This is a genomic window from Anaplasmataceae bacterium AB001_6 (genome assembly GCA_020002265.1).
Taxonomy (GTDB): domain Bacteria; phylum Pseudomonadota; class Alphaproteobacteria; order Rickettsiales; family Anaplasmataceae; genus AB001-6.
The window spans coordinates 519587-544308 of record CP048228.1; the positions used below are offsets into that span (position 1 = coordinate 519587).

Sequence of the window (24722 nt, forward strand, 5' to 3'; positions counted from 1 at the left end):
ATTCAGATCGATTAATTGATCGTTGTTTACAGCTAAGATTTTATTTTATTTTTTTGATATGGGGGTTGCTATGTAATTTTTTTGGTGATTATAAATGAAAAGTAAATGTAAAGTAAGAACTTGCCTTACGCTGTTGGCAATTTTTTCTATAACATCTTTTAATCTGGAAGAATTGAAAGCCGATGATAAAGTTAAAGTTATGCTTATGCTGAAGAGAAAAGAGGTGAAGCCTAGACCTGGTATGTATGTTGGCGGTTTTTATTCTCCTAGCAATATGACACTTCCTGAGATCGGTTCTTCTGAAGCTATGGCGCTTAATGTTGAAAATATAAGCGTAAATATTACTGAAGTAGATTCTACAGTTGTTCCTAATTTATCTGGTGTTGTAAATTTGAATGTACCTAATTTAGGAGAAACGAAGATACCTTCGAATGATAAAGAGGCAAAATGGTCAAAATTAGGGTTTGGAGGAGAAATTGGATATAATTTCGGTAACTTTTCTATAGGGGCATTAATAGATTATAGAAAATATGAAGCTACTTTAGCAGGTGTTGATAAATTATTAACTACTTCTTCTGCATATACATCTCCTGCATATACATTTATTGAAGATCATGAACCAATTCTTTTGGACCCTTCTGGTATCGATGATGCTGCTCATTATGTTAATCCTGACCGTGTTTTTACAACTATTCCTTTGAATGTAAAATCGATGGCGGTAGGTACAAAGGCGTTTTTAAAAGACGCAGAAAACAGAGCTGTACTTTATGAAGATTTAGGCAAAGATGATGGTAGAACAAATAATACCTTAAATGCAATTAAAGCGATATTAAAAGATGGTAGCATAGCTTATGATACCTCAGGTGTTTTAAATAAGAGACAAGGGGAGAACTATGATTTAGAAAACGTTACACATAATCTTAATATCACAGAAGGACAATTAGGGCTAAGTGATGGTTTAATTGGAAGAGGGATAGGTTTTAAGACTATTCTTGATAAATCTCCTGCTATTATAACAAAGATAACTAATATGGAAAAAACGTTCTTAGGTGCTGTTGCCGATTATAACATTAATTTTACTCCTAAATTTGCGGCTTTCGTGGGTGTGGGTGCTGGTATTAATCTTGTTAAGGGTAAAGCAAATATTTCTGCTGGAGCTTATAATTTTAAAATTTATCCTACCATAGACACTAATGATATTTCTGGTTTTAAATCAACAAGTGGTGATACGATATATAATTTTGCACCTACTTCGGGTGCTTCGACACCAGAAGATGCATGGATACACATATTAACAGCAGGTAGTCTTGTAGGGGATGGTGGTGAGCATATTGCTAATATGCAAGGAATTCCTGAGCTTGATTATAATCTTCGTTATCAATATGCGAAACTTGTGGATGGAAGTGCCGTTATGGTTGATGGTACAAGTGGACCTGAAGGAACAAAAAATTCTATATTAATTGCTAAATTTTCTGAACCAATTGAGTTAAAAGAAGTAGCACCTCACAATAAAAATCTAGGAGATGATGCTTATAAAGATGAATTGATTGCTACTTATAGTACTTCAGATTTGGATACATCAGGAGATTTTAATACTAATGTATTTGCTGCACAAGGTAGAATAGGTATTGAATACCATATTTCTGATTTTATAGCTCCTTATGCTGCATATACTGCCAGATATAGTGCAGCAAAAGATGTTAATGTTGATATGCCAATAGCTACTTTTAATAATAAGTTAGACATTTCTACTGGAAAAGAAATTGTACCACATAAAATTACGGTTGAAAATGACAATGATATTCTTGCTAAACCTAGTGTTGAAACAGATTATATTAAAACACCTAAAGTAAAATCTTTATATGAAGTAGATAGTAGCAAAGTAGCACTAACAGCTAATATTAGCAATTCTATAAAAAATGAGGATAAAGTTAAGAATGTTAAAGTAAGCATACCTAGTTCCTTGGATCATGTATTTACTGTAGGTATTAAATTCTATTTTTAATAAATTTAATGTCTAATGAATATTGTTTATATTGCCTTTGAAAAAAAGCATCTTTAAAATTTTTTTCATTAAAAGATGCTTTTTGGATTTTAGAGAATGATGCTTTTTTGCTATCTATAGATGATAGATCAATATAAAGAATTGTTTTATATTGTTTGTAATTTTTTGTACAATTTGTACAATATTTTTTAGTTTAAGTGCTGTTGATAAGGACAATATTCTCTAAAATTAGCATTAGGGGGCAAGTAGTGATCAGTAATTTTTTTATTTCGTTATTTTCTTTAGTAAGTAACAGCGTCAAAGTAAATATGACCGATATCTTATAGTAATTCATTACTATAGAGATTAAAGTGTATTTTTATGATATAATATATAATATTATGATATGACATTATATATTTATATTTTTTCCATATTCTTTTGATAAGATGTTTTTGTATTTATCGATAAATTCGGTAGTTATCAAAGATATTTTTTCGTTGGAAGGCATTTTTTGTCCCGAAAAAGGATAGGATAATATTTTTTGATAACTGCCATAATAAAGCTACTTATTCGTCTTTTATTATTTCTTTTTTGGATGTTTTTTTGTATACTGAGATTAGTACGTGTTCTTATTATACAATGGCATGATCAATATTTTTCTTGTGTTGCATTTTTTGCTAATTTTTCTTATCTTGTTGCTAATTTTGGTGCAGAGTATAGATTCAGATTTTGTTAGCGATTTTGTTGGCAAAAAAAGCACTTCTTTTGGTAAAATCAATAAACTGAAACCGGTTGCAAAATTTACTTGGGTTATAGTGTTTTTATTTATTTGTAATACTGCAATTCTAACTGCTGTTTACAGTAGTGGTCATAAATCATCTTTGTTTATAGAAGAAGATGATCTTATTACAGATCAATCAGAATTAAAATTTGATAAATTGCGTGATTTCGATAACTCGGTGCCTTTAGATGGTTAACAATAATAATTGTAAGATAGTTTGTATAACAGGGGGAGTTATTTCATCTTTGGGTAAAGGGCTCGCTACAGCCGCTTTAGGCTCTTTATTACAACAAAAAGGTTTTAAGATAAAATTAAAAAAACTTGACCCATATCTTAATGTTGATCCAGGAACAATGAATCCTGTTCAACATGGAGAGGTGTTCGTGACTGAAGATGGTGGCGAGACAGATTTAGATCTTGGACATTATGAAAGGTTCGTTGGGATAAATTGCTCTAAGAATGACAACATTACTACTGGAAAGATATACCAAAAATTGATCATGAAAGAGAGAAAAGGTGGTTATCTTGGCGAGACTGTACAAGTGATTCCTCATGTGACTGATATAATAAAGGATTTCATTTTATCAGATATTGAAGACTATGATTTTTTACTGTGTGAAATCGGGGGAACAATAGGTGATATTGAAAGCCAACCTTTTATTGAAGCAATCAGACAATTGATGTATTCGAGTCGTAAAATAAGAAAAAATATAGCTCTTATGCATTTGACTATGGTTCCGACTATTAATAATGATAAAGAATTTAAAACTAAACCTACTCAACATTCAGTAAAAAGTCTTAATTCCATGGGTATACAGCCTGATATTATAATGTGCAGAAGTCCTTCTTCTATTCCAAAAGATAAATTAGAAAAAATAGCTTCTCTTTGTAGTGTTGATAAAGATTTTGTTATATGTGCTCCTGATGTTAAATATATATATGAAATACCAGTGGTATATCATAATTTCGGATTAGATAAGCAGATTTTAAAATACTTTGATATGGAAGATTGCTTTAAGCAATCTGAAAATAACCCTTTGATTATTAATAAATGGGAGAACATAATAGAAAAATTTTATAGTGTAAAGCATTATACTGTAAAGATAGCTCTTATAGGAAAATATGTTGAATTATCTGATTCTTATAAATCAGTTTTAGAGGCATTAGATCATGCTGGATTAATCAATAATTGTAATGTTAAAGTTGAATTAATTAATTCAGAGGACCTGTCTTCTTACGAATATACCCAAAAAACTCTGAAGTGTTTTGACATAGTGATTGTTCCAGGAGGTTTTGGTAGTAGAGGAATAAAAGGTAAATTATTGGCAATAAGGTATGCAAGGGAATTTAAAATTCCTTTTTTAGGAATTTGTTTGGGTTTTCAATTGTCTATTATAGAGATTTGCCAAAATGTTTTAAAAATGAAAGATGTAGGATCTTCAGAATTTGGATCTTATGAGAATGAAGTTATTGTTTTAATGGACAGTTGGACTTCTAAAAAAGACTTAAAAAAGGAGTATAGAACCTCTTCATGTGATAAAGGAGGGACAATGCGCTTAGGATCTTATAAATGCTTACTTGTTCCAGATACGAAGATTAGTGAAATATATGGCAAAGTGAATTTCATATTAGAGCGTCATAGGCATAGATTTGAATTTAACATAAAATATCAAAGTATTCTTGAAGAGAAAGCAGGTGTGATTTTTTCGGGTATATGTGATAATAGAGATGATATATTAGAAGTCATAGAATTATCAAATCATCCTTGGTTTATTGCTACACAATATCATCCTGAATTTAAATCAAGACCTTTTAATTGCCATCCATTATTTGCTTCTGTAATTGCAAAATCACTGCAGATTAAGGAAGAGAATAGCAAAAAATCTGTAGGATCGGGATCGATAAATATAATAAATCAGAATCAAACAACACATTAACGGAATAAATAGCAGACGTCCAGATTATTTTCCAATCCCAAAAAAGAATAGAGAAGGATTCTATATTGTATATTATCCTCTTCTATTTAAAAGTATTTTATCTTGAAAATACATATACAAAAAGAAATACGAATATCCATACTACATCTACAAAATGCCAGTACCAAGATGCAAATTCAAAACCTAGGTGATTTAATGGTGTAAGTTGTCCTTTGATTGCCCTAATTAAACAAACAGTAAGGAAAATTACTCCAATTATTACATGTGCACCGTGAAAACCTGTCAACATATAAAAGTTTGAAGTATATAAAGATTTTATACCCTCTTCTACAAAATTAAAATCAGAGTGAGCGAATTCAAAAAATTGCAGAAATATGAATATTAAACCTAGCATTATCGTTATAAATAAGGCATTAACTAAATTTGTATTATCTTTATTTAAAAGAGCATAATGAGCCCATGAAACTGAACATCCTGAAAGAAGTAATATACATGTATTTATAAAAGGTATTTCTAAAGGATCTACAGTTTTTATGCCTTCTGGTGGCCAAGATGAAACTATTATGTTCCAAAAATCTTCTATAATGTAAGTGTTTATCCAAGCAGTGAAAAAAGATGCAAAATATGAGCCAAAAAATACAATTTCAGTGATAATAAACAATATCATTCCTATCTTTAGCCCTTTTTGAACCACTTCATTATGTGCTTTATCTCTTATTGCTTCCAAGATTATATCTTTCCACCATAAGAAAAGAGAGAATAATAAAATTGATAAAGAAGCTAAAAAAGCAAAGATGGTAAGAAAATTTTTTTCTCTCATGAATAATACAAAACTAATTACCAAGAGAAAAAGAGAAAAAGAGGTAAAGATTGGTTTATAACTAGGATCTATGATATGAAATTTGTGTTCTACTTTTTTTTCTAACATGATTAGTATCAAACCCCAAGAAATAATATATTGAGCAATATGCATTCACGATATTATATTATTATATTACAATAAATTAAACAAATGGTAATCTTATTTTTTTATACTATGAACAATATAAAATATTATTTTTGTACTTATTTTATGTAAAATGAGAAAGATTTTTAATAAATTACTGAGTATTTTCCCAGCATATTTTTTTCTAAGTGCGTTCGGTGTCGGATATTTACCAACTTGGCAAAGCCATTGGGCGGCTTTTGCAGCAATTCTAATATCTCATATTATAGTTTTTTTTACAGTAGGATATCAAGCTCATGTTATTGAGTTTACATTTAATTTATATCTTATATGTGCTGCGTTTTTAATAATATTCTCATTTTCTTTTCTAATTTTATTTTTAAAGGGAGATGAAATAGCGCATGAAAATGTTATGATCGCAAGTTTTTTTGGACAAATGATTTTTTTATTTGCAACAGCTCCTATGGTGTTTGTTTTAAGAGATTGGATCCAAGAATTATATGATGAAACATGTGAAAATTTAATTGAATGTGCAATTTGGGTGAATCAAAGCATGGTTTTTTTAACTCTATATGGAATATTTTATTTTATATATAGAGTCATTGATGTCTTTAAATTATGGCCTGTTTCTTTTTTAGAGAGAGATTATCATAATGCCCTTTCTTATATAATGCAAGGTATCATAAATGCATTTTATTCTTCTTTAATAGTATATTTTGTAGGATTCGTGTTTTTCAATCTTAATTTTGAAGCAGTCTATATGCTTTATAAAACAATATTCCAGAATCAAAAAATGGTACTATTATCAGTTTATAATGAAAGCATACAGGGCTTTGACTTACCAATTAATATTAATAAATGAGTATATATTTTTTACAAAAAATGCATACTGAAATGTATGATTGTATATTCGATTTTGTTGATATATAATTACGGCTATCTTGGGATATTGTAATAGCAACTTTTTATGAAAAGTTTTGTAATAGCCGTAATTGGTGCTACTGGTGTTATTGGTAGAGAAATAATTAACATTCTATACGAAAGGGGCTTTCCTGTTTCTAAAATTATTCCTCTTGCATCTATGGATTCCTATGGAAAAAAAATTTCTTTTGGAGAAAAGCAAGTTTATCAAGTAGAAATGCTAGAAAAATTTAACACTTTTAGTGACGTTGATATAGTTTTTTTTGCTACAAATGAATATATTTCTAGAAAATATGTTGATCGTTTTCGATCTGCTGGATGCATTGTGATAGATACAAGTGATGCTTATAGATTAGATGAAAAAGTCCCGTTAATTGTTCCTGAGATAAATGCTCATGACGTAGGCGATAGTAGATTTTTTGCTAGTCCCAATTGCTCTGCCATTCAATTGCTTATGTCTATTTTTCCTTTAACAAAATTGGTCAACATAAATAGGATTTTTGTGTCAACATACCAATCAGTTTCTGGGATAGGCCGCAAAGCTATGAATGAATTATATGATAAAACTAAAGCTAGTTATTCTTTTATAGATAAAGACGAAGAAGAGAGTGTTTTTCCAGAAAATATAGTTTTTAATTGCTTGCCACATGTTGGTGATTTTGATGAATTAGGAAATTCTTCTGAAGAGAATAAAATAAAATTAGAAAGTAATAAGATAACAGGGGGCATTTTGAGTGATATTATAGCTACTTGTGTACGTGTCCCTGTTTTTATTGGTCATGCACAGTCTATATTTATAGAATTTGATGGCTCTATGAAGAATATAAATTCTGTGATTGAAGCGTATGATGATTTTCCTGGGGTAGATTTGTTTAATGATGTAGAGAAATATGCTACACCATTGAATGCTAAAAATTTTGATGATGTAGTTGTTTCTCGATTGAGAATTGATGAAGAAAAAAGGATATGTTCTATTTGGAGCGTTGCAGATAACTTGAGAAAGGGTGGTGCACTGAATGCTGTTCAAATAGCTGAAATTATTGCAAATCTTTGATTTTCCTTATCTTATTTTTTAATTATGAGTGATAAACTAAAAAAAAGATCCAACGATATGCTCACGATTTTTATGATTGCATTAATATCTGGGATGATGTTTTCTTTTACTCATGGGACAATTAATATGTGGTTTTCTGTTGCTGGGATACCTAAATCGAAGATTGGATTTATGCACATCGCAACTTTCCCCTTTGCTCTTAAATTTTTGTGGTCTGGCTTTTTTGATATAATTATAGTTAAATTTTTTAAAAAATTTAATAATTATTATCGCTGGACAGTTGTCTTTCAGATTTTAATATTTATATGCATTTCGATTTACTTTTTCATTAACCCTACTAAGAGTCTATTTTTCATATTTATATTTCAGTTTTTTTTATCTATTTTAGCTGCTAGTCATGATGCTAATTCTGATGCTTATAGAGTAAAAATTCTGTCATCAAAAGAACAAGGATTGGGAACTTCTTTTGCTATTTCTGGCTATAGAATTGGTATGTATTTAGCGGGCGGTATATTTTTATTATTAGTTTCTTATTTATGCGATGTAAATCTTTTGTGTGATAATATAACAAATTGGCAATATTCTTACCTTATTTTTTCTATTTTAATTTTCACCATTATGGTGATGATTTTTTTTATCAGGAGAAATTCAAAGGATTTTTATGATCGTAACTTTTCTGAAAATAAAGGGGAAAAAAAGTATGATAATTTTCTAGGTCATATAGAGCATTTCTTACGTACTTCATTTATAAGCCCTATTAAAGACTTTTATTCGCGTGAATCTATGTGTATCTTGATACTCTTTTCACTTTTATTTGCCAGAGCACCTGACATATTTATAGGAGTTATGCTTAATCCTTTTTTTCTAGAGATGGGTTATTCTATACGCGATATAGCATTTGTTAATAAAACTTTTGGTTTTTTTATAACTTTTGTTGGGGCATATTTTGGTGGTTTTTTACTTTTACGTTTTAATTTAAATAAAATGGTCATAATTGGTTTGTTTTTGCAAATGATATCAAATTTATCTTTTATGCTAATATATTATATTGGTAACTATATACAGTTGCTTTTTTTAGCAATTGCTGTAGAAAATATCACAGGAGGAATGATTACCACTATATTTGTTGCTTATATATCTAATCTTTGTAAAAATTCCAATTATATTGCTTTGCAATACTCAATGTTAACTTCTTTCACAGCACTGGGTGTGCTTATTATATCACCTATTTCTGGTATATTGGCTGAATTGTTAAATTGGGATTCTTTCTTCTTAATTAGTGCATTAATCGGTATTATACCTTTATTTACTATGCTACATATATTTTCTAATAAAATAAATACAACTACTGAGATTGCTTAATATATTCAATATATTATATGAGAAATAAAACTATAACTATTTTAACTGCTGATAATGCAGAAATATTTATTTTTGGAATTATAAGCAGTATGGTTTTCTCTCTTATTCATTCTAACTTTAGTACTTGGTTATCAAATATTGGAGTATCAAAAACAGAAATTGGATTTATTTCATTGTTTTCGATGCCTTATGCTCTAAGATTTATCTGGTCTTCTGAAATTTCAAAATACAAAATACCAATTTTATCAAGATTATTTGGCAATCATAAATCATGGGTATTTATTATTACTATTATGATTTCATTTACAACATTGATTCTATTTTTTATAGATTTAGATTCAGATAACATATATTTTTTTAGTGTATTTGTATTTATTTATTCCGTATTTGGTGCTTTGCAGGTATCACTTATAGATTGTTATAGAATTAATAAATTCTCTTATAAGCAGCAAAGCATAGTGTCTTCTTTCTATATGACAGGATATAAAACAGGTATAATACTTGCTAGTGGTTTTTTATTAATACTTGTTGATTATTTATGCAAAATGTTTGGTTTATGCGATGCATCCATAAATTGGAAGATAAGTTATTTAATCTTATCGTTATTAATGGTTTTTTTTAGTCTAATAAATCTGTTATTTTTTCCAAAATTTAGTTTAAATATTGATGATTATGGCAAAAGAATATTTTGCATACAGAAAATGAAATCTGCTGTACTTAGCGTTTTGAGTGTTAAGGGAGGTATATATTTATTATGCTTTGTTACGATTTATAGAATTCCTGATGCTTTTATTAGTAATATGATAAATATATTTTTTTTAGATAGAGGGTACTCTTTATCAGAAATAGGTTTTTATTGGAAAATTATTGGGTTTATAACAAATATTTTAGGTCTTTTATTAGGTGGTTATTTGTCTACTATCACTAATGATAAAACATTTTTAATGATAGGTGCTATTTTACAAATGATATCTAATATCTTCTTTGTTTATATGGCAAATAATATAAATAATGATATTATCACTTTATGCATTACCATTTTTGTAGAAAATATATGTGCAGGTGTTGCAACGTGTTGTATAGTATCTTATATTGCTAAAAAATGTAAGATTTATGTTAATCCTGCAGCAAGCTATGCTTTTATAGAATCATTTTATAGACTGTTTGAAATATTTATCAATTTATTTTCCGGTATTTATGCAGATAATTTTTCTTGGATTTCATTTTATATCTTTAGTATGTGCCTTGGTTTAATTCCTTTGTTTATGATACTTAAATTAAAATGAGGATACTTTTATATTGTTTATTTGTTGTGTTATTTACAATACCTTTTATTGATGATTTTTTTTGTTATGATTGCCCGAAAGATCATTTTTTTAAAACTAAAAGTAATAAGATAAATTTGCGCAAGGGACCATCAATTGAATACCCTATAATTTTTACTTATAATTCTAAAAATATTCCTGTTCGTATTTTATCATGCTATGAAGATTGGTTTTATATACAAGATTATGAAAATAGAGCAGGATGGATAAAAAAATCTTTCTTAATAAAAAATATCAATTATGCTATAGTAAGCATAGATAAAGCTTCATTATTCCATAAATCAGATATTAATTCTAAGAAGATATATTATTGTGATGTTGGAACAATATTAAGTTATAAAATTTGTCAAGGTGAGTGGTGTAAAGTAAAAATAAATAAGAATGTTACCGGTTGGATACAAAAAAGTAAAATTTGGGGTGTGGAATGAGAAGCGTTTTTTTATTGATCTGCTCTACATAAAATATCACTGAATATTTCAATATGTTCTATAGCCCTTTTTAAGGATTGTTCAAGACTTTCATTGTATTCTACTACTTTTATTTCATCTTTTTTAATTATCTTATATTTCAAATTATTTTTCATTATAAATAATATTAGATTTTTTGCATCTATATTAATTCTTAAAAAATTAATATAGATATATTTTTTTGTAATAGTAATAGATTTTATACCAATATGTTTGGATAAAGTTATCAATAAGCTGATTTTTATTAAATTATCTACAACATCTGGTATTTCACCAAATCTATCTATCATTTCAGAAGTTATTTGTAAAATTTCTTCTTTTGTTTCAGCTTTGCTAAGTTTTCTATATATTTGCATCCGTGTTTTAAAATCTTTAATATATTCATTTGGGATTCCTCTATTGAGATTTATAGAGACCGTTATTTCTTCAATTACTGGCTTATTTAATATTGCTGCATTCAACATTTCTTGATACATTTCAATTCCAACTTCTTTTACTTTACCAGATTGTTTATCTCCCACTAAATTTCCAAATCCACGAAAATCCATATCGTAATTTGCGACACTAAAACTACAGTTCATTTGGTTTAAAGATTTGATAAAATTTAATCTATCTTCGGCTGCTTCGGTTATATCATCGGGTTTAATAAAATAAACATAAGATTGTACGTTTGATCTGCCTACCCTTCCACGTAACTGATATAACTGAGATGTTCCAAATTTATGTGAATCATAAACTATTATTGTATTTGTATGACTAATATCTATTCCCGACTGTACAATATTTGTTGCTAAAACAACAGAGGTATCCCTTTTACGAAACCTCGACATTATATCTTCAATTTCTTGATTTTTTAATTTGCCATGTAAAACCTCTGTATTGATATTGTATTCTTTGCAAAAATCTGCAATATCTGAATATAAATATTGGATGTCTTTAATTCTTGGGCATATGTAAAGGACTGATCCCCCTCTTTTATATTCTCTTAGTATAAAATTTTTAATTATAGTTAAATTATATTGTGATACGAAAACACAGGGAATTATTCTATCTTTAGGAAATGTTGTGATTAAACTTAGATCTCTTATAGAAGATAATGACATTTGTAATGTTCTAGGAATAGGAGTGGCTGACATTGAAATAACATGTGTTTTAGGATATGTCTTTTTTATATATTCTTTATCTTTTACTCCAAATTGTTGTTCTTCATCTATAATCAGCATTTTTAAATTAGCAAATTCTGTTTTTAATAGGGAAGTAGTCCCTATCACTACTTGTGCTATTCCAGTTTTTATTTCTTCTTTAATTTTTTTTGGATTTTTAGTATTGCTAGATAATTCAACAACGTTAATACCAAATTCTGACATTCTATTATGGAATAATTTATAATGTTGATTGGCTAGAACAGTTGTAGGTGATAATAAGGCAACCTGATTATTAAAGTTGTTATCTGTGATAATAAATGCTGCTCTCAATGCTACTTCTGTTTTACCTACTCCAGCATCACCGCATATTAAGCGATCAATTAATTTATTATTTTGTAAATCCGTAAAAATGTCTTGTAAGACCGTTAGTTGATCATCCGTTTCTATATAAGGAAAAGAATCACAGAATAGTTTATATGATTCACAATTAATTTTAATATTATCAATTTTTATCCTATTTCTTATTGCAGCAGTTTTAATTAATTCATCGGCTATTAAAGATATTCTATTTTTTGCATTTTCTTTTCTTTTTTGCCAATTTTTTGATCCAATCGTATCTAAAACAGTAGTATCGTTTGATGTTCCATATTTGAAAATTAGATTAACATTTTCCACAGGGGTATATATTTTATCATGATTTTGATATTCGATAACATAAAAATGTTGCTTCAATTGTTTATCGATAAATAATTCTATAATTCCACCAAAAATCCCTATGCCGTATTTTTTATGCACCACTAAATCACCAATTTCTATATCATGCATATATATAGAAGATAATTTATAATCAGTAGATTGTTGCTTTACTAAAGTATTTTTTAAAGCAATGAATATATATTTCTCAGATTGGCAATTAAAACCATAATTTAAGTGTAGAATAGAGCAATTTATTTCTTCCGATTTAGCTTGAGAAATTTTTTCAATTATATTGAATTTTAAGTTCAATATTTTTGCAACACTAATTAAGCACCCTTGAGAAGGAAACGTTAAGATTATTTTAGTTTGCTTAGATTTAGATGCAAATGTCTCACGTAAGTTTTGTTCATGGTTAAGAAAATTTTGAATTATTTCAGATTTTTGAACAACATGATCTTTATGTGTTTTATGATAAAATGAATCCTGAGTTGCAATGAATGCTATATTATTTTTAAATTTTTTAGAGATATCTTGCTGCACATCTAAGTACAGCAATTCTTTAGCGGAAGAGAATTCTACCTCAACGTTCTTTTTTTGCTGAGCATAAAGAGCAGATAATGAATTATTTATATTAGTCAAATTTATATGATCAAAAATTAATACACATTTTTTTAAGCAGTCTTTTTCAATTTTATCAAGATATTTAAAAAAATTTTGTAATTCAACATTATAAAAAATATTAGCCCAATTTTCCTCTCCTGGATATCTTATGTTATGATTCAAAGATTTGGTAATGTTTAGGTTTTTTTTCTTAAAAAAATTATTAAGAGAGTTAATATTGATATAATCATACATTAATAATTTTACGGGAAAAATTTGGCACTTTTGTTCAATTTTTGCGGTAGTTAATTGTGTATTTATATCAAATAGCCTTATATTATCTATTTTATTATCAAAATAATCTACTCTTAAGGCTTCTAAAGGAGTAATAATATCTACTAAATTTCCTTTTATAGCGATATCTCCAATAGCATAAGCTGTTTTTTTTATCTCATATCCCCAATGTAATAATTTTTGTACTAAGATGTGTTGTTCTAAATTTTTTCCGCATTTAATTTCTATATTTGCTTTATTTATAATACTTTTTGGTAAATTTTTTTTAATTAATGTATTAATTGTTAGTATTATAACTTTAATATTTTTTAGATTGTTAGATAAATTATTTAAAGATTTAAAATATAAAAAAACAGATTTTTTGCTAGAAAAATTTAATTCATACGGTATAACATCAGGACTCTCTATTATCAAAGAATTAATTTCTAAAAAATCTAGCCATTTTTTTATTTTTAAAGGATCAACTTTATTATCACATATATATATAATAAGACTATCTATTGTTAATTTGCTTATATTTTTTTGCAACAAAAAAGGAGTGGCTTCGATAGGTACATCTGTGAATATAAATTCTTTCATTATAGGTGTTTAAATGTTGTTAAATAATGCTATAAATATTAAGCGCAAATAAAATAAAGCATAAAATAACATTTTTTCAAATGTCTTCCAATTTAATATATATTGTGTATGAATAATATTTTACTATTCACACACATAAGGTTATGTCTTGTTTTACTTTATCTCTAATTTTATTTTGTTGTTTAATTGCATCCATTATAACTACTTTGGTATTTTTTTTTAAATATCAAAGTAAAATTTTACAAAAAAATTTTATAATTGATTCACTAAAAAATGATACGGAATCATTTATTCGTACTAATTCTGAATTAAACAAAGAGTTTGGTGATTTAAAAATAAAATATGAAAAAAATTTGCTTGAAAGGCAAACTTTAGAAAAGAATTATATTGCTATAAAATCATCTTTAAATAGTGAATTAACAATATTAAAAGAAAATTACTCAAAATTGCTTGATGATTATCAAATTTTTAAAAAACAAAGAGATACTCTGATTGCAGAAAATTCTTCTTTAAAAAAGGCTGATGAATTTAGTAAAAATTATCAATCTGAGTTTAAGAATTTTTTTGAAAATGTTGCTAATAAAAATATTAAACAACAGTCTATAGAATTTACATCAAAGTCTGCTGATCATTTAAAAACACTTATAGAGCCTTTACGAACAACTATAGAAAAATATGAAAAAGAGCATAGAAATAATTCAGATTATTTAAAAGAATCAAATGTTGTTTCTCGTAAAATGCAAGAAGAAATGATTTCGATTTTTAATCGTATGTTTAATACATTAAAACATGATAATAAAATTCAGGGTAATTGGGGAGAAACCATTTTAATTAATATACTTAAAAATTTTGGATTTAAAGAAGATCGAGATTTTTTTGTACAACAGAGCTTACCTTCAAAAAGAATAGCTGATGTGATATTAAAAATTCCGCATTACAATAGAGAAGATACTTCTATTATAATAGATTCCAAAGTTTCTATTAAATCTTATGATGAATATATTAATGCTGAGGATGATTTGAAAAAAGATTTCCTAAAGAAACATGCAGATTCGATAAAAAATCATATTAAAAATTTAGCCGAAAAAGAATATAATAGCTTATTAAATGAATGTAAAACAGATCACAATTTTGCTCCTTTTATTATAATGTTCGTACCTATGGAAGATGCTTTAAATTCTGCTATTTATTATAATAAAGATATATTTAGTTTTGCGTGGAAAAAGAAAATAATACTGGTTAGTCAAAATCAATTAGTTATGTCGTTATTTATTATACGTTCTATTTGTGATGCTGCTAAACAATATGCAAACAATAACAATATCATTTATGAATTTAGGAAAATTTATTCTAATTTAGAGAAATTTATAAAAGATTTTGATAAATTAGGTAATGAAATTATGAAAATTCAAGAGAGATATCATGAAATAAGCAAACGAATAATAAATAATAGAAAAGGCTTTGGTATTTGTAAAAGTATAGAATCTCTTGATGTAAGCGGCTCTGATGTTAATATTTTGGATTCTTCAAATGAATCTTTGATAGCAATTAATAACGAGCAAGATAATAATATTGAAGATAGTATGAAAAATCTAAAAGATATGGGATGTATTGATATTAAATAAAATGATTCATAAAAAAAAAATATTGGTTTTAAAAGGTGGATATTCTGTAGAGAGAGAAATATCTTTAAACAGTGCTATTGAAGTAGAAAAATCTTTAAATAACCTCAAGTACGAATGGGATTCTTTTGATTTGAAAAATCGGAATGAAATTATCAATTTTATAAAAATTTGTAATAATTTTGATCTTATTTTTAATTGTATTCACGGAATATATGGAGAAGATGGTTGTATACAAGGTTTGATGAATATGTTGGGGATCGCGTATACAGGGTCTGGTTTATTACCTAGTTCAATTTTAATGAACAAAATAATGACAAAGAAGCTATGTTCATCTGTTTTGAATATTAATATTGCTGATGGGTGTTTTATAAAAAGAGACATATATAGTAATAACTATAAATATGATGAATCATTGTTAAAAAGGCCGCATATTGTTAAACCTGTTTGTGAAGGCTCTAGTTATGGAGTCAGTTTTTTTGATGCTATTGAAAATTTCTTTGATCCTAGTATTTTGGATGAATATAAAGGAGTTGATTTTATGCTTGAAGAATATATCCCTGGTATTGATGTTACGGTTGGAGTAATATCGGGTAAAGCTGCAGGTGTTATGGAAATATTAATTAATAGAGATAAGATATTTTATGACGTAGAAAGTAAATATTCTCAAGATAAACTTGCTAAACATATCTATCCTGCTAGGATAGATGAAGCTACTTATAAAGAGATTATGAATCAATCTTCGGAAATATTTTCTTATTTTGGCTGTAGAGGTGTTATTAGAGTTGATTATCGATATGATCCAGCAAAAAATCGAGCTGTATTACTAGAAGTTAATACGAGCCCTGGTCTAAGTAAGAAGTCTCTTATTCCTGATATAATAAATCATAATATGATCAGTATGGATGATCTTATTGAAAAGATTATTGATGATTTATAATGGTAAAATTATTTTATTAAATCTGTTCTTATGTTTGGCGTTAAATTTAACCGCAGTCTAAATGATAGGGTGAATTATAAAAAAAATAAATCAAAAAGTAATGTTTTATACACTTTAACCCTCTTATTTTATGTATTTTTAGCTGTATTGATAGTATTTTTATTTGGGATAATGTTTAAAAATTCCATTAAGTTATGTGAAAAATATGCTGTAAATAGGGGATTGATAGTTAAAAATTTTAACATTAATGGCTCTAAATTATTAAATGATAATTTTATTAAAAATATTGAGAATAAATTATTGGCGAATAATATGATCAGTGTAGATTTGCATGATTTATCTAATGATTTTTTTAAAAATGCTTGGGTGAAGAACGTAAAGATCAGGAAAATTTATCCAGAATCTATATCAGTTGATGTTGAGGAATATGTACCGTTTGCATTATGGAACGGTATTTCTATTATCGATATTTTTGGTAACGTTATTATTGATAATATTGCTGAGGCTAATCATGATATTATAAATGATACTTTAGATACAAACTCTTTAATTAGTCTGTATATGGACGCTAATGATAATAATTTAGATCATTTTATTGATTTGGTAAATTATATAAAAGATTGCTATCCTGAATTTTTTGCAAAACTAAAGCAAGTTCGTCAATCTAGATCTATGAAATGGGAGATAAGATTATCAGATGGAACATTATTGAAAATACCAGGTAATCATTATGACAGCGCCTTTGCTAAAATTAAATCTATAATTCACTCAAATAGCTATCTTTCTAATTATAATAAAGAAAAACCTCCTTTAATAGATGCTAGGATACCCTCCAAAACTTATTTTAAACAGCAATGAAAGAAAGATATTTTTAGTTATTATAATATTTCATAATTTCAGCAGGGTGTATTAATGATTCCATTTCATTAATCTCATTTCTTTTAAGTTGAATAAATTCTTCTATCATTTCTTTTGTGAATATTTTTGATAAAAAAGAATTGTTTTCTTCTAAAGAAGATAATGATTCTGAAAATTTTTCTGAGGTTTTTATATCTTGTACAGTTAAATCTTTGGTATGTATATTTTTATCTATTCCTTCTATACCAGCCATAATAATTGCGGACATTGCAAGGTATGGATTAGATATTGCATCAGAAAATGATACCTCAAGTAATGTATTATTCTTTTTTGTACTGTTATCTAATACAATACTTATGTAATTGTCGGATTTTTTATTTTTCAATGCTTTGTAACTATTTGTATTTGCGTTACATAAAGCATTTAATGATTTTATATTTTTCATTATTCCCATGATATAATTTTTACCTAAATCTTCATTTTCAAATATATTTTTACCATCCTTATCATATAAAGCATGTCTATAAAATATACAATTTCCCTGGCTATCTGGCATGGTATATGGCATAAAAGTTGCTTTTTTACCGTATGATGTACTTATTTTTTGAGTAATATATTTTATTATGAAAACATGATCTAAAGCACTTTGTATGTTACTAATTCCCAAATTGAAGCAACATTGTTTTTTTTCTTTATCCTTACTGTGCGAAGATATTTCCATGCCCATGTTACATGCAGTATTAGTTATTTCATTTCTTATATCTGCCAAATTATCTATATTATCTCTTTCTAAGAAAGATTTATTGCTTTTATTATCTAATTCATATGATGAATTAAAGAGATTTATTTCGCAGTGCATTTCGTCAAATATCTGACATTGTATGTCAAATGAAATATCTATGTGATTTGCTATATTTTTTTCTTTTAATATATCTTTCAATTTTTTTATAGTGTATCTTGTATCTAAAGGGTGAATATTAAATTTTTCATCAATTATATTACACATAAATACTGCTGTTGCCATTGGGGTAAATTGTTCTATAAAAAGACTATCTATATCTGGTAGTAAGCGTAAATTTGATAATGATGAATATTTGTCACAAGAACTTAAATGTAAAGATCTTACAGGAAGACCTTCTAAGAGAATAGTTTTATCACATGTAGACATCGGGATACAAATATTTCTGCACTTACCAGATAAGTCAACATAACAAAAATTTATATATTTTACATCGTATTCATTTAGATATACAAATAACTCGTCTAAGTTATTACTTTTAAATGTCATTTTAATAGCTTTTAATTTAAATTAAAATCTATAAATTAAATACATTATTATTCACCTTCATACAAGTATATAGAGAGGATTATAGCATTAATTATTATATGAATAATATTGAGTATAATAATTAATCTATGTTAAAATATCTGGTTCAGATGATGACGTATTCTTTGGAAGATAATTATATTACGAATTTAACATGGTTTAATAATTTTAGGCGAATTTTTTTATGACATATGATGATGATAATATCTTTGCTCAAATAATAGATGGACGTTCTTCGTGTGATTTAGTATATGAAGATGATAGGGTGATTGCATTTCACGATATCTATCCTAAGTCAAAAATTCATGTTTTGGTTTTACCTAAGAAGAAGGTACGTGATTATGATAGCTTTATAGAAAAATCATCAAATGATGAAATAGCGTATTTTTTTAAAAAAATTAATTTTATAGCAAAAAATATTCTGGATCTTAATAATGATGGATATAGGGTATCTACTAATAATGGAAAAAATGTAGGGCAAATTATTTTTCATTTCCATGTTCATATTCAGAGTAAATTTTAGTTACGGTTATTATGAAGAAAAATATTGATGTAAATTGTTCTGATTCTGATAGTAATCTTAATTCTAAAAAGGCATTTCTAATAAATCAAAAACTGTTAATGACCTTTGTTTTTATTATCTTATCTATTTTTGCATTTTTATTTATAGATTTGTCTAATAGATTAGTGAATATTAAAAATGTTATTTCTAATATAGATAACAGCCTTACTATTAATTCTCATATATTGTCTGAAATATCTTCTGCTAACAATAGGGATAGTGAGCATTTTAAGAATGTTATAGAAAATAATATAACTCATGTTATAGAACAAGTTGTTAGGAATTTAGAGATGGCTGATCCTACATCAAATAAATTTTTCTTCAGCTTCTTAAATATAGAGAATATGATATTTTCTATATTAAATGATGCTGCGTTTCAGCCAGAATTATTTATTAATAAGGAACTCATATCTAATGTATTAAATATTGCAAATTTAACTGATGAAGAAAAAGAGGTTTTTTTGAATGTATTGAATCAAAAAAAGAAAATTAAAACTTATCAAAAATTACAAGTAGATAGTTTTGATTTATTGTTCAATTACATTAGTGTTTCTGAAAAATTCTTTAAAAATCAATATAAAAAAAAGTATCATGATAATAATTCTATTATTGATCATTATATTAATAATCATATAATTAATTTTTTGGATAATAATATATCAATTAATACACAAATGCCCGATATAAAGAGTATAGAAAATATTTCTCATAAAATAATACAAAAGAATTTTATTAATGCATTTGAAGATTTAAAAAATTTGGGTGAAATAAATGATTATTTGTTATCTTGTGTTGATGGCTTACATAAAGAATTTTTGGAAACTAGTGCTTTTTTAGAATTGCTGTTTAATATAAGAGATCGGTATAAATTTATGATATTGGAAATAAATACTGGTATAAGTGATGTTGATAATGTAGAGAATTTTTCGGATAAAAATTAAGAGATAATTTTATGAATAGCATTTTAAAGATTATTATTTTTATATCTTTTTTTATTTTATTAGTGCATTATAATAATTCTCATTTTATTTTTCAATATAATACCTTTTATCTAAAAATAGATAGTATTCTTTTTGTTTTTACGCTAATAGCCGCGTTATATTTTATAGTTAAGATTAGTAATCGGATATTTTTAATACGTAACATAGATAATGCTAAATTATCTGCTCTTATTAATGAGGTTATAAAAGCTGATTATTCATCAGAATCAAATAATAAGAAAATAAGTAAAATATTTGAGAAAAATAAAAAAATACTCTCATTTTATGGTTATTATCAAAATTTAAAAGATCTATTGGATTTCAAATTAATTTTATCAGAAGATAATAATCAATCTTTGAATTCTTTCTGTAATGAAATTGCGATAGGCAATAAAAAGTATGATATTTTAATTTCAAAAGTTCTTTTTGAATATATAAAAGATAATGAAAGCACTGTTAGTAGAGAACATTATCAAATTCTAATTCATCTCTTAAAAAATGTTAATATATACGATAAAAAGGATAAATACGAGGCGACCGTTTTATTTCTTTTTGCTATTTTGCATAATGAAAAGGATATAAATTATGAAGAATTTTTTTCTAAAATATGTGAATCTGTGAAATATATAATTCAATCAAAGATTTTTTACAGCAAAAAAATGCTTTATATATCTAATTATAAAGCAATTAATCAAAAATATGTTATATTTCTAGCATTTTATTCAATGATTAAATTAATTACTGAAAATGATTTAATGAATGAAAAAATTAATTACTTTTCTACCAATAAAACAATAGATATAAAATTTGCTTTACGAATTTTAAAAGACATGATGAATGTCATGAAAAAGAGTTTTTTTGATGAACAAAGTAATAATGAAATATTGAATTTAATAGCTTCGACAATTTTAATTTCTGAAAAATTCTTTCTAAGATCTAATCAAAAGAAGAAATATTTTAATTTGTTGAAAGATTATATTACGAATTGTTCCAGATTCTTTAATTATAATATTGTTTTTCAATATATTAGATATTGCTCAATTTTGAATATTGATAATAGCAGTAATAACTCTTCATTTCATTTTTTAACAAGATTTTTTTCTAACGATTATAAATATAAAATACTAATTTGTTATTTAATTTTAGATAATAGCGCTATAAAAAATTGTTTTAAGAAAGAAGATCTTTGGAAAGAATTATTATCTAAAAAATCTATAGATAGTGATGATATAAAATTCTTATTACAAATTCTACATAAATCTTAGGAAATTTAAGCTGCATAGGAAAAATCAATATTATTTAAATTACATAATATATATTATGGAAAAAACAAATTATAAATAAATAATATCTATAGCTAAATTAATAAATTATACAAAAAAACAAGCATCTTAGTTAAAGTTATTCTTTAATTACTATATATAAATATAAAGCATTACTTTACTTTAACTTTATTATAATAAATTATTACAATTTTGCCTTTAAGATTTTAAATATTTAGCATAGTATATAATTATGTTTATACTTATCACGGATCATGACAGTTTTTTCTTATAATAAAAAAATTGGTTTTAATTATGAGTTAAAAAATTCTATAGAAGCTGGGATATGTTTAAAAGGCTCTGAAGTTAAATCAATAAAAAAAAATTCTGTTAACATAAGCAATGCATATATATATGAAAAAAATGAAGAGCTATTCATAAAAAATCTTTACATTAAAAAATATCAATTTTCTTCTGACGCTTGTAATCATATTCCTGAAAGAGAAAGAAAAATTTTGATAAAGAAAAAAGATATTTTAAAGATGATTGGAAAAATTAAAGAAAAAAATTTAACTATAGTACCTAAGAAGATATATTCAAACCCCAAAGGTCTGATAAAAATTGAAATTTGCTTAGCAAAAGGAAAAAATAAACGTGATAAAAGAGAAGAAAAAAAACAAAAAGAATGGAATATAAGAAAGGATAAAATAATGAAAAATTTATGATGATTGTTATTTGATTTTTCTTATATACCATTTAATTTGATCATTATGCCCTTCTTCTATTGATATACCTAAATTATACAGTTGATGAGTTAATACATCAGTTTCTTTGAACATTTTCTTTTTTTTATAGAAAGATCTTAGCTGTATTTTATCTTCAATATCTTTGATGTAAGATTGATTTCTATATTCAGGTATTGATGTATATTGCATGCCTAAAATATCTAGTATTATATTCAAAGTGTATAATATATCGTATATGTTATTTTTATTTTTTGATATTTCAGAAATAAATTTGAAAATTGCGCTAAATACTTGAGGTGTTTTTATATCATCGTACATGATATTTAAAATATCTCTCAATATATCTTTTAATATACAACATTTATTTTTATCAATGCATGAAAATTTACTTTTATCATACACAAGATAAATTTTTTGCATGGATTTTTTTGCATAATCAATTAATGATGCATTCCAAATTAGAGGTTTCCTATAATGAGTAGATAATAAAGCATATCTTACAAAAAAACCGCTTATATCATTTAGCATTAATTCATTTATTGTTACAATATTTTTTAATGATTTACTCATTTTTATTCCGTCTACTGTAACAAAGCCATTATGAACCCAATATTGCGCAAATTGGCTACGACCATTAGCACAAATACTTTGAGCAATCTCATTTTCATGATGAGGAAATTGTAAATCAATACCTCCTCCATGGATATCAAACGATTTCCCAAGGTATTTTGTGCTCATTGCGGAACATTCAATATGCCATCCTGGCCTACCTTTACCCCAAGGACTATCCCAATAAAAATGATCACTGAGATCATCTATTTTTTTCCATAAAGCAAAATCATTAATATTTTTTTTATCTTCTTTATTGATGATTCTTACATTTTTTTTTAAATCTTCGATTCTCTTTCCAGATAAATCTCCATAATTTGAAAATTTTTTTATATTAAAATAAACATTTCCTGAAGAAGTTATATATGCAAACCCTTTTTCAATCAATGTCTGTATCATATTTATGATATCAGGTATATGAGCAACGGCCTGTGGCTGTATATTAGGATTGATACAATTCAAATATCGACAATTATCTAAAAATATTTTCAAATACTTATCTGATATATATTCAATACTTTTATTATCTTGAGTAGCTTTTGCTACTATTTTATCATCGACATCTGTTATATTTCGTACATAACAAACTTTGTCTTTACCGTATTTATGGCGAAGAATTCTATATAAAACATCATATATAACTGTCGATCTTGCATTACCTATATGGGGATAATCATATACTGTAGGACCACAAACATACATTCTGACATTTTCATCATCTATGGGTTCAAATAGTTTTTTTTTCTTGACTAAAGAATCATAAAGATAAATATCTTCCATTCAAAAATATACCTTTCTGGATCATTTAATAAATTTAATCCTCTATATCATACATTTTTTTTATTTCATTTACAATTTCTTTTCCAGGCTCTTCACCCCAACCAGATTTTTTAATCTCACCGTATAAACTAACATCTAATGATCCTGTTTTGACAGCTTCCAAAAATGCCCTTTTTTTAGAGGGAAATACCCATACATAGTGCCATGCTGGTTGACCCTTATCTTTCCCCTTTACTAAATATAATAAATCTTTACGCTTTTTTTGCGCTAAGAATGCTTGATTTTTATTTTCTTCAGATTTTGTATCATTACCAGTTCCTTTTTGCACCTTTTTGAAATCATCCTTTTTATCATTTTTTGCAAATTTTTTTATAATTGGATTGTTATTTTTCTTAAACCTTTCAGCAAAAGACTTTTTATTTCCATCATTCATCTAATCTTCCCTCATCACTTATATTATTTAAATTAACATATCTTTATTTTCAATTTTTTGATACTTTTCAGCAGTCTCTAAAGGTTCCCTCTTTTCTGTTATATTACGCTTTCTTTTCGCTATTTCAACGTTTACATTATGCATTTTAAGAACATAACGTTGTTTTTTTGTTAATTTTTCATTATTTTTATCATCTTTGGCCATTTGCAATATGTCATCAATATTAAGATTGTCAAATGTATCTGTATCAGAATAAATAGCATTTATAGGACATTGTCCCACGCAAGCACCGCAATCTATACACTCTTCTGGGTCAATAGCTAACATTTCATGATTTTCATAAAAACAATCAACTGGACATACTTCAACACAATCAGTATATTTACACCTTATGCATTTTGAACCAACAAGATGTGTCATAAAAAATACTTATCAAAAAATAATACATTATATCTATATAATGCATTGTTAACAACTTAAAAACTGATTATAATAAGGCTGCGGTGATT

General features: G+C 26.2%; 21 protein-coding genes. 15 read left to right on the plus strand and 6 right to left on the minus strand.

Annotation, left to right across the window (positions count from 1 at the left end; translation table 11 throughout):
- The first annotated feature begins 94 nt into the window (after positions 1 to 94).
- The 3 genes from GUI12_02515 to GUI12_02525 all read left to right on the plus strand — a co-directional run bounded on the left by GUI12_02515 (position 95) and on the right by GUI12_02525 (position 4705).
- Complete coding sequence (locus GUI12_02515) at positions 95 to 2005, plus strand: hypothetical protein (protein ID UAT43016.1); 1911 nt, start codon at positions 95 to 97, stop codon at positions 2003 to 2005.
- Between the two features lie 689 nt (positions 2006 to 2694).
- Positions 2695 to 2964 carry a hypothetical protein gene (locus GUI12_02520; GenBank protein UAT43017.1) on the plus strand — a complete coding sequence of 90 codons (270 nt, stop codon included), beginning with the start codon at positions 2695 to 2697 and terminating at the stop codon, positions 2962 to 2964.
- Positions 2957 to 4705, plus strand: a complete 1749-nt coding sequence (locus GUI12_02525) for a CTP synthase (GenBank protein ID UAT43018.1) — start codon at positions 2957 to 2959, stop codon at positions 4703 to 4705. Before GUI12_02520 ends, GUI12_02525 begins: the two co-directional genes overlap by 8 nt.
- 97 nt (positions 4706 to 4802) lie before the next feature.
- On the opposite strand, the gene GUI12_02530 is transcribed toward GUI12_02525, so the two are convergent.
- Positions 4803 to 5678: a cytochrome c oxidase subunit 3 gene (locus tag GUI12_02530; protein UAT43019.1), complete on the minus strand. Its 876-nt coding sequence runs from the start codon at positions 5676 to 5678 to the stop codon at positions 4803 to 4805.
- A 106-nt stretch (positions 5679 to 5784) separates the two neighbouring features.
- Here GUI12_02530 and GUI12_02535 point away from each other — a divergent pair, with 106 nt between their 5' ends.
- The 5 genes from GUI12_02535 (at position 5785) to GUI12_02555 (ending at position 10741) form a co-directional block, all read left to right on the plus strand.
- Positions 5785 to 6513, plus strand: coding sequence for a hypothetical protein (locus GUI12_02535; protein ID UAT43020.1), 729 nt, complete (start codon positions 5785 to 5787; stop codon positions 6511 to 6513).
- 105 nt (positions 6514 to 6618) lie between these two features.
- Positions 6619 to 7626, plus strand: coding sequence for an aspartate-semialdehyde dehydrogenase (locus GUI12_02540; protein UAT43021.1), 1008 nt, complete (start codon positions 6619 to 6621; stop codon positions 7624 to 7626).
- A gap of 24 nt (positions 7627 to 7650) precedes the next feature.
- Positions 7651 to 8988: an AmpG family muropeptide MFS transporter gene (locus GUI12_02545; protein UAT43022.1), complete on the plus strand. Its 1338-nt coding sequence runs from the start codon at positions 7651 to 7653 to the stop codon at positions 8986 to 8988.
- A 17-nt stretch (positions 8989 to 9005) separates the two neighbouring features.
- On the plus strand, positions 9006 to 10274 hold the full coding sequence (locus GUI12_02550) for an AmpG family muropeptide MFS transporter (protein ID UAT43023.1): 1269 nt from the start codon (positions 9006 to 9008) through the stop codon (positions 10272 to 10274).
- 26 nt (positions 10275 to 10300) lie between these two features.
- On the plus strand, positions 10301 to 10741 hold the full coding sequence (locus GUI12_02555) for an SH3 domain-containing protein (protein ID UAT43024.1): 441 nt from the start codon (positions 10301 to 10303) through the stop codon (positions 10739 to 10741).
- A gap of 11 nt (positions 10742 to 10752) precedes the next feature.
- Here GUI12_02555 and GUI12_02560 read toward each other — a convergent pair whose 3' ends face one another.
- Entirely contained in the window at positions 10753 to 14094 is a 3342-nt protein-coding gene (locus GUI12_02560) for a DEAD/DEAH box helicase (protein ID UAT43025.1), read from the minus strand.
- Between the two features lie 143 nt (positions 14095 to 14237).
- Here GUI12_02560 and GUI12_02565 point away from each other — a divergent pair, with 143 nt between their 5' ends.
- The 3 genes from GUI12_02565 (at position 14238) to GUI12_02575 (ending at position 17514) form a co-directional block, all read left to right on the plus strand.
- Positions 14238 to 15719, plus strand: coding sequence for a DNA recombination protein RmuC (locus tag GUI12_02565; protein ID UAT43026.1), 1482 nt, complete (start codon positions 14238 to 14240; stop codon positions 15717 to 15719).
- A gap of 1 nt (position 15720) precedes the next feature.
- On the plus strand, positions 15721 to 16656 hold the full coding sequence (locus tag GUI12_02570) for a D-alanine--D-alanine ligase (protein UAT43027.1): 936 nt from the start codon (positions 15721 to 15723) through the stop codon (positions 16654 to 16656).
- Positions 16657 to 16827: 171 nt separating this feature from the next.
- Complete coding sequence (locus tag GUI12_02575) at positions 16828 to 17514, plus strand: FtsQ-type POTRA domain-containing protein (protein ID UAT43028.1); 687 nt, start codon at positions 16828 to 16830, stop codon at positions 17512 to 17514.
- Between the two features lie 13 nt (positions 17515 to 17527).
- Here GUI12_02575 and GUI12_02580 read toward each other — a convergent pair whose 3' ends face one another.
- Entirely contained in the window at positions 17528 to 18802 is a 1275-nt protein-coding gene (locus GUI12_02580; GenBank protein UAT43029.1) for a hypothetical protein, read from the minus strand.
- A gap of 223 nt (positions 18803 to 19025) precedes the next feature.
- On the opposite strand from GUI12_02580, the gene GUI12_02585 reads away from it, so the two are divergent.
- The 4 genes from GUI12_02585 to smpB all read left to right on the plus strand — a co-directional run bounded on the left by GUI12_02585 (position 19026) and on the right by smpB (position 22370).
- Complete coding sequence (locus tag GUI12_02585) at positions 19026 to 19364, plus strand: HIT domain-containing protein (protein UAT43030.1); 339 nt, start codon at positions 19026 to 19028, stop codon at positions 19362 to 19364.
- An 11-nt stretch (positions 19365 to 19375) separates the two neighbouring features.
- Positions 19376 to 20344: a hypothetical protein gene (locus GUI12_02590; protein UAT43031.1), complete on the plus strand. Its 969-nt coding sequence runs from the start codon at positions 19376 to 19378 to the stop codon at positions 20342 to 20344.
- 11 nt (positions 20345 to 20355) lie between these two features.
- Entirely contained in the window at positions 20356 to 21648 is a 1293-nt protein-coding gene (locus GUI12_02595; GenBank protein UAT43032.1) for a hypothetical protein, read from the plus strand.
- A gap of 272 nt (positions 21649 to 21920) precedes the next feature.
- Complete coding sequence (gene smpB / locus GUI12_02600; protein UAT43033.1) at positions 21921 to 22370, plus strand: SsrA-binding protein SmpB; 450 nt, start codon at positions 21921 to 21923, stop codon at positions 22368 to 22370.
- A 6-nt stretch (positions 22371 to 22376) separates the two neighbouring features.
- Here the strand turns inward: smpB and GUI12_02605 are convergent, their stop codons facing one another.
- The 3 genes from GUI12_02605 to GUI12_02615 are packed head-to-tail and all read right to left on the minus strand — an operon-like array spanning position 22377 to position 24633.
- Positions 22377 to 23780 carry a cysteine--tRNA ligase gene (locus GUI12_02605; protein UAT43034.1) on the minus strand — a complete coding sequence of 468 codons (1404 nt, stop codon included), beginning with the start codon at positions 23778 to 23780 and terminating at the stop codon, positions 22377 to 22379.
- A 34-nt stretch (positions 23781 to 23814) separates the two neighbouring features.
- Positions 23815 to 24213 (minus strand): hypothetical protein, encoded by a 399-nt coding sequence (locus GUI12_02610; GenBank protein ID UAT43035.1) that lies wholly within the window; start codon positions 24211 to 24213, stop codon positions 23815 to 23817.
- Positions 24214 to 24240: 27 nt separating this feature from the next.
- On the minus strand, positions 24241 to 24633 hold the full coding sequence (locus GUI12_02615) for a ferredoxin family protein (GenBank protein UAT43036.1): 393 nt from the start codon (positions 24631 to 24633) through the stop codon (positions 24241 to 24243).
- Positions 24634 to 24722: the final 89 nt, after the last annotated feature.

Coding starts and splice junctions, on each gene's coding strand:
- GUI12_02550 (UAT43023.1), top strand. CDS start 9,006: ATGAGAAATAAAACTATAACTATTTTAACTGCTGATAATGCAGAAATA.
- GUI12_02565 (UAT43026.1), top strand. CDS start 14,238: ATGTCTTGTTTTACTTTATCTCTAATTTTATTTTGTTGTTTAATTGCA.
- smpB (UAT43033.1), top strand. CDS start 21,921: ATGACAGTTTTTTCTTATAATAAAAAAATTGGTTTTAATTATGAGTTA.
- GUI12_02615 (UAT43036.1), bottom strand. CDS start 24,633: ATGACACATCTTGTTGGTTCAAAATGCATAAGGTGTAAATATACTGAT.
- GUI12_02575 (UAT43028.1), top strand. CDS start 16,828: ATGTTTAAAAATTCCATTAAGTTATGTGAAAAATATGCTGTAAATAGG.
- GUI12_02580 (UAT43029.1), bottom strand. CDS start 18,802: ATGACATTTAAAAGTAATAACTTAGACGAGTTATTTGTATATCTAAAT.
- GUI12_02545 (UAT43022.1), top strand. CDS start 7,651: ATGAGTGATAAACTAAAAAAAAGATCCAACGATATGCTCACGATTTTT.
- GUI12_02590 (UAT43031.1), top strand. CDS start 19,376: ATGAAGAAAAATATTGATGTAAATTGTTCTGATTCTGATAGTAATCTT.
- GUI12_02610 (UAT43035.1), bottom strand. CDS start 24,213: ATGAATGATGGAAATAAAAAGTCTTTTGCTGAAAGGTTTAAGAAAAAT.
- GUI12_02530 (UAT43019.1), bottom strand. CDS start 5,678: ATGCATATTGCTCAATATATTATTTCTTGGGGTTTGATACTAATCATG.
- GUI12_02585 (UAT43030.1), top strand. CDS start 19,026: ATGACATATGATGATGATAATATCTTTGCTCAAATAATAGATGGACGT.
- GUI12_02560 (UAT43025.1), bottom strand. CDS start 14,094: ATGAAAGAATTTATATTCACAGATGTACCTATCGAAGCCACTCCTTTT.
- GUI12_02525 (UAT43018.1), top strand. CDS start 2,957: ATGGTTAACAATAATAATTGTAAGATAGTTTGTATAACAGGGGGAGTT.
- GUI12_02605 (UAT43034.1), bottom strand. CDS start 23,780: ATGGAAGATATTTATCTTTATGATTCTTTAGTCAAGAAAAAAAAACTA.
- GUI12_02595 (UAT43032.1), top strand. CDS start 20,356: ATGAATAGCATTTTAAAGATTATTATTTTTATATCTTTTTTTATTTTA.
- GUI12_02570 (UAT43027.1), top strand. CDS start 15,721: ATGATTCATAAAAAAAAAATATTGGTTTTAAAAGGTGGATATTCTGTA.
- GUI12_02535 (UAT43020.1), top strand. CDS start 5,785: ATGAGAAAGATTTTTAATAAATTACTGAGTATTTTCCCAGCATATTTT.
- GUI12_02540 (UAT43021.1), top strand. CDS start 6,619: ATGAAAAGTTTTGTAATAGCCGTAATTGGTGCTACTGGTGTTATTGGT.
- GUI12_02515 (UAT43016.1), top strand. CDS start 95: ATGAAAAGTAAATGTAAAGTAAGAACTTGCCTTACGCTGTTGGCAATT.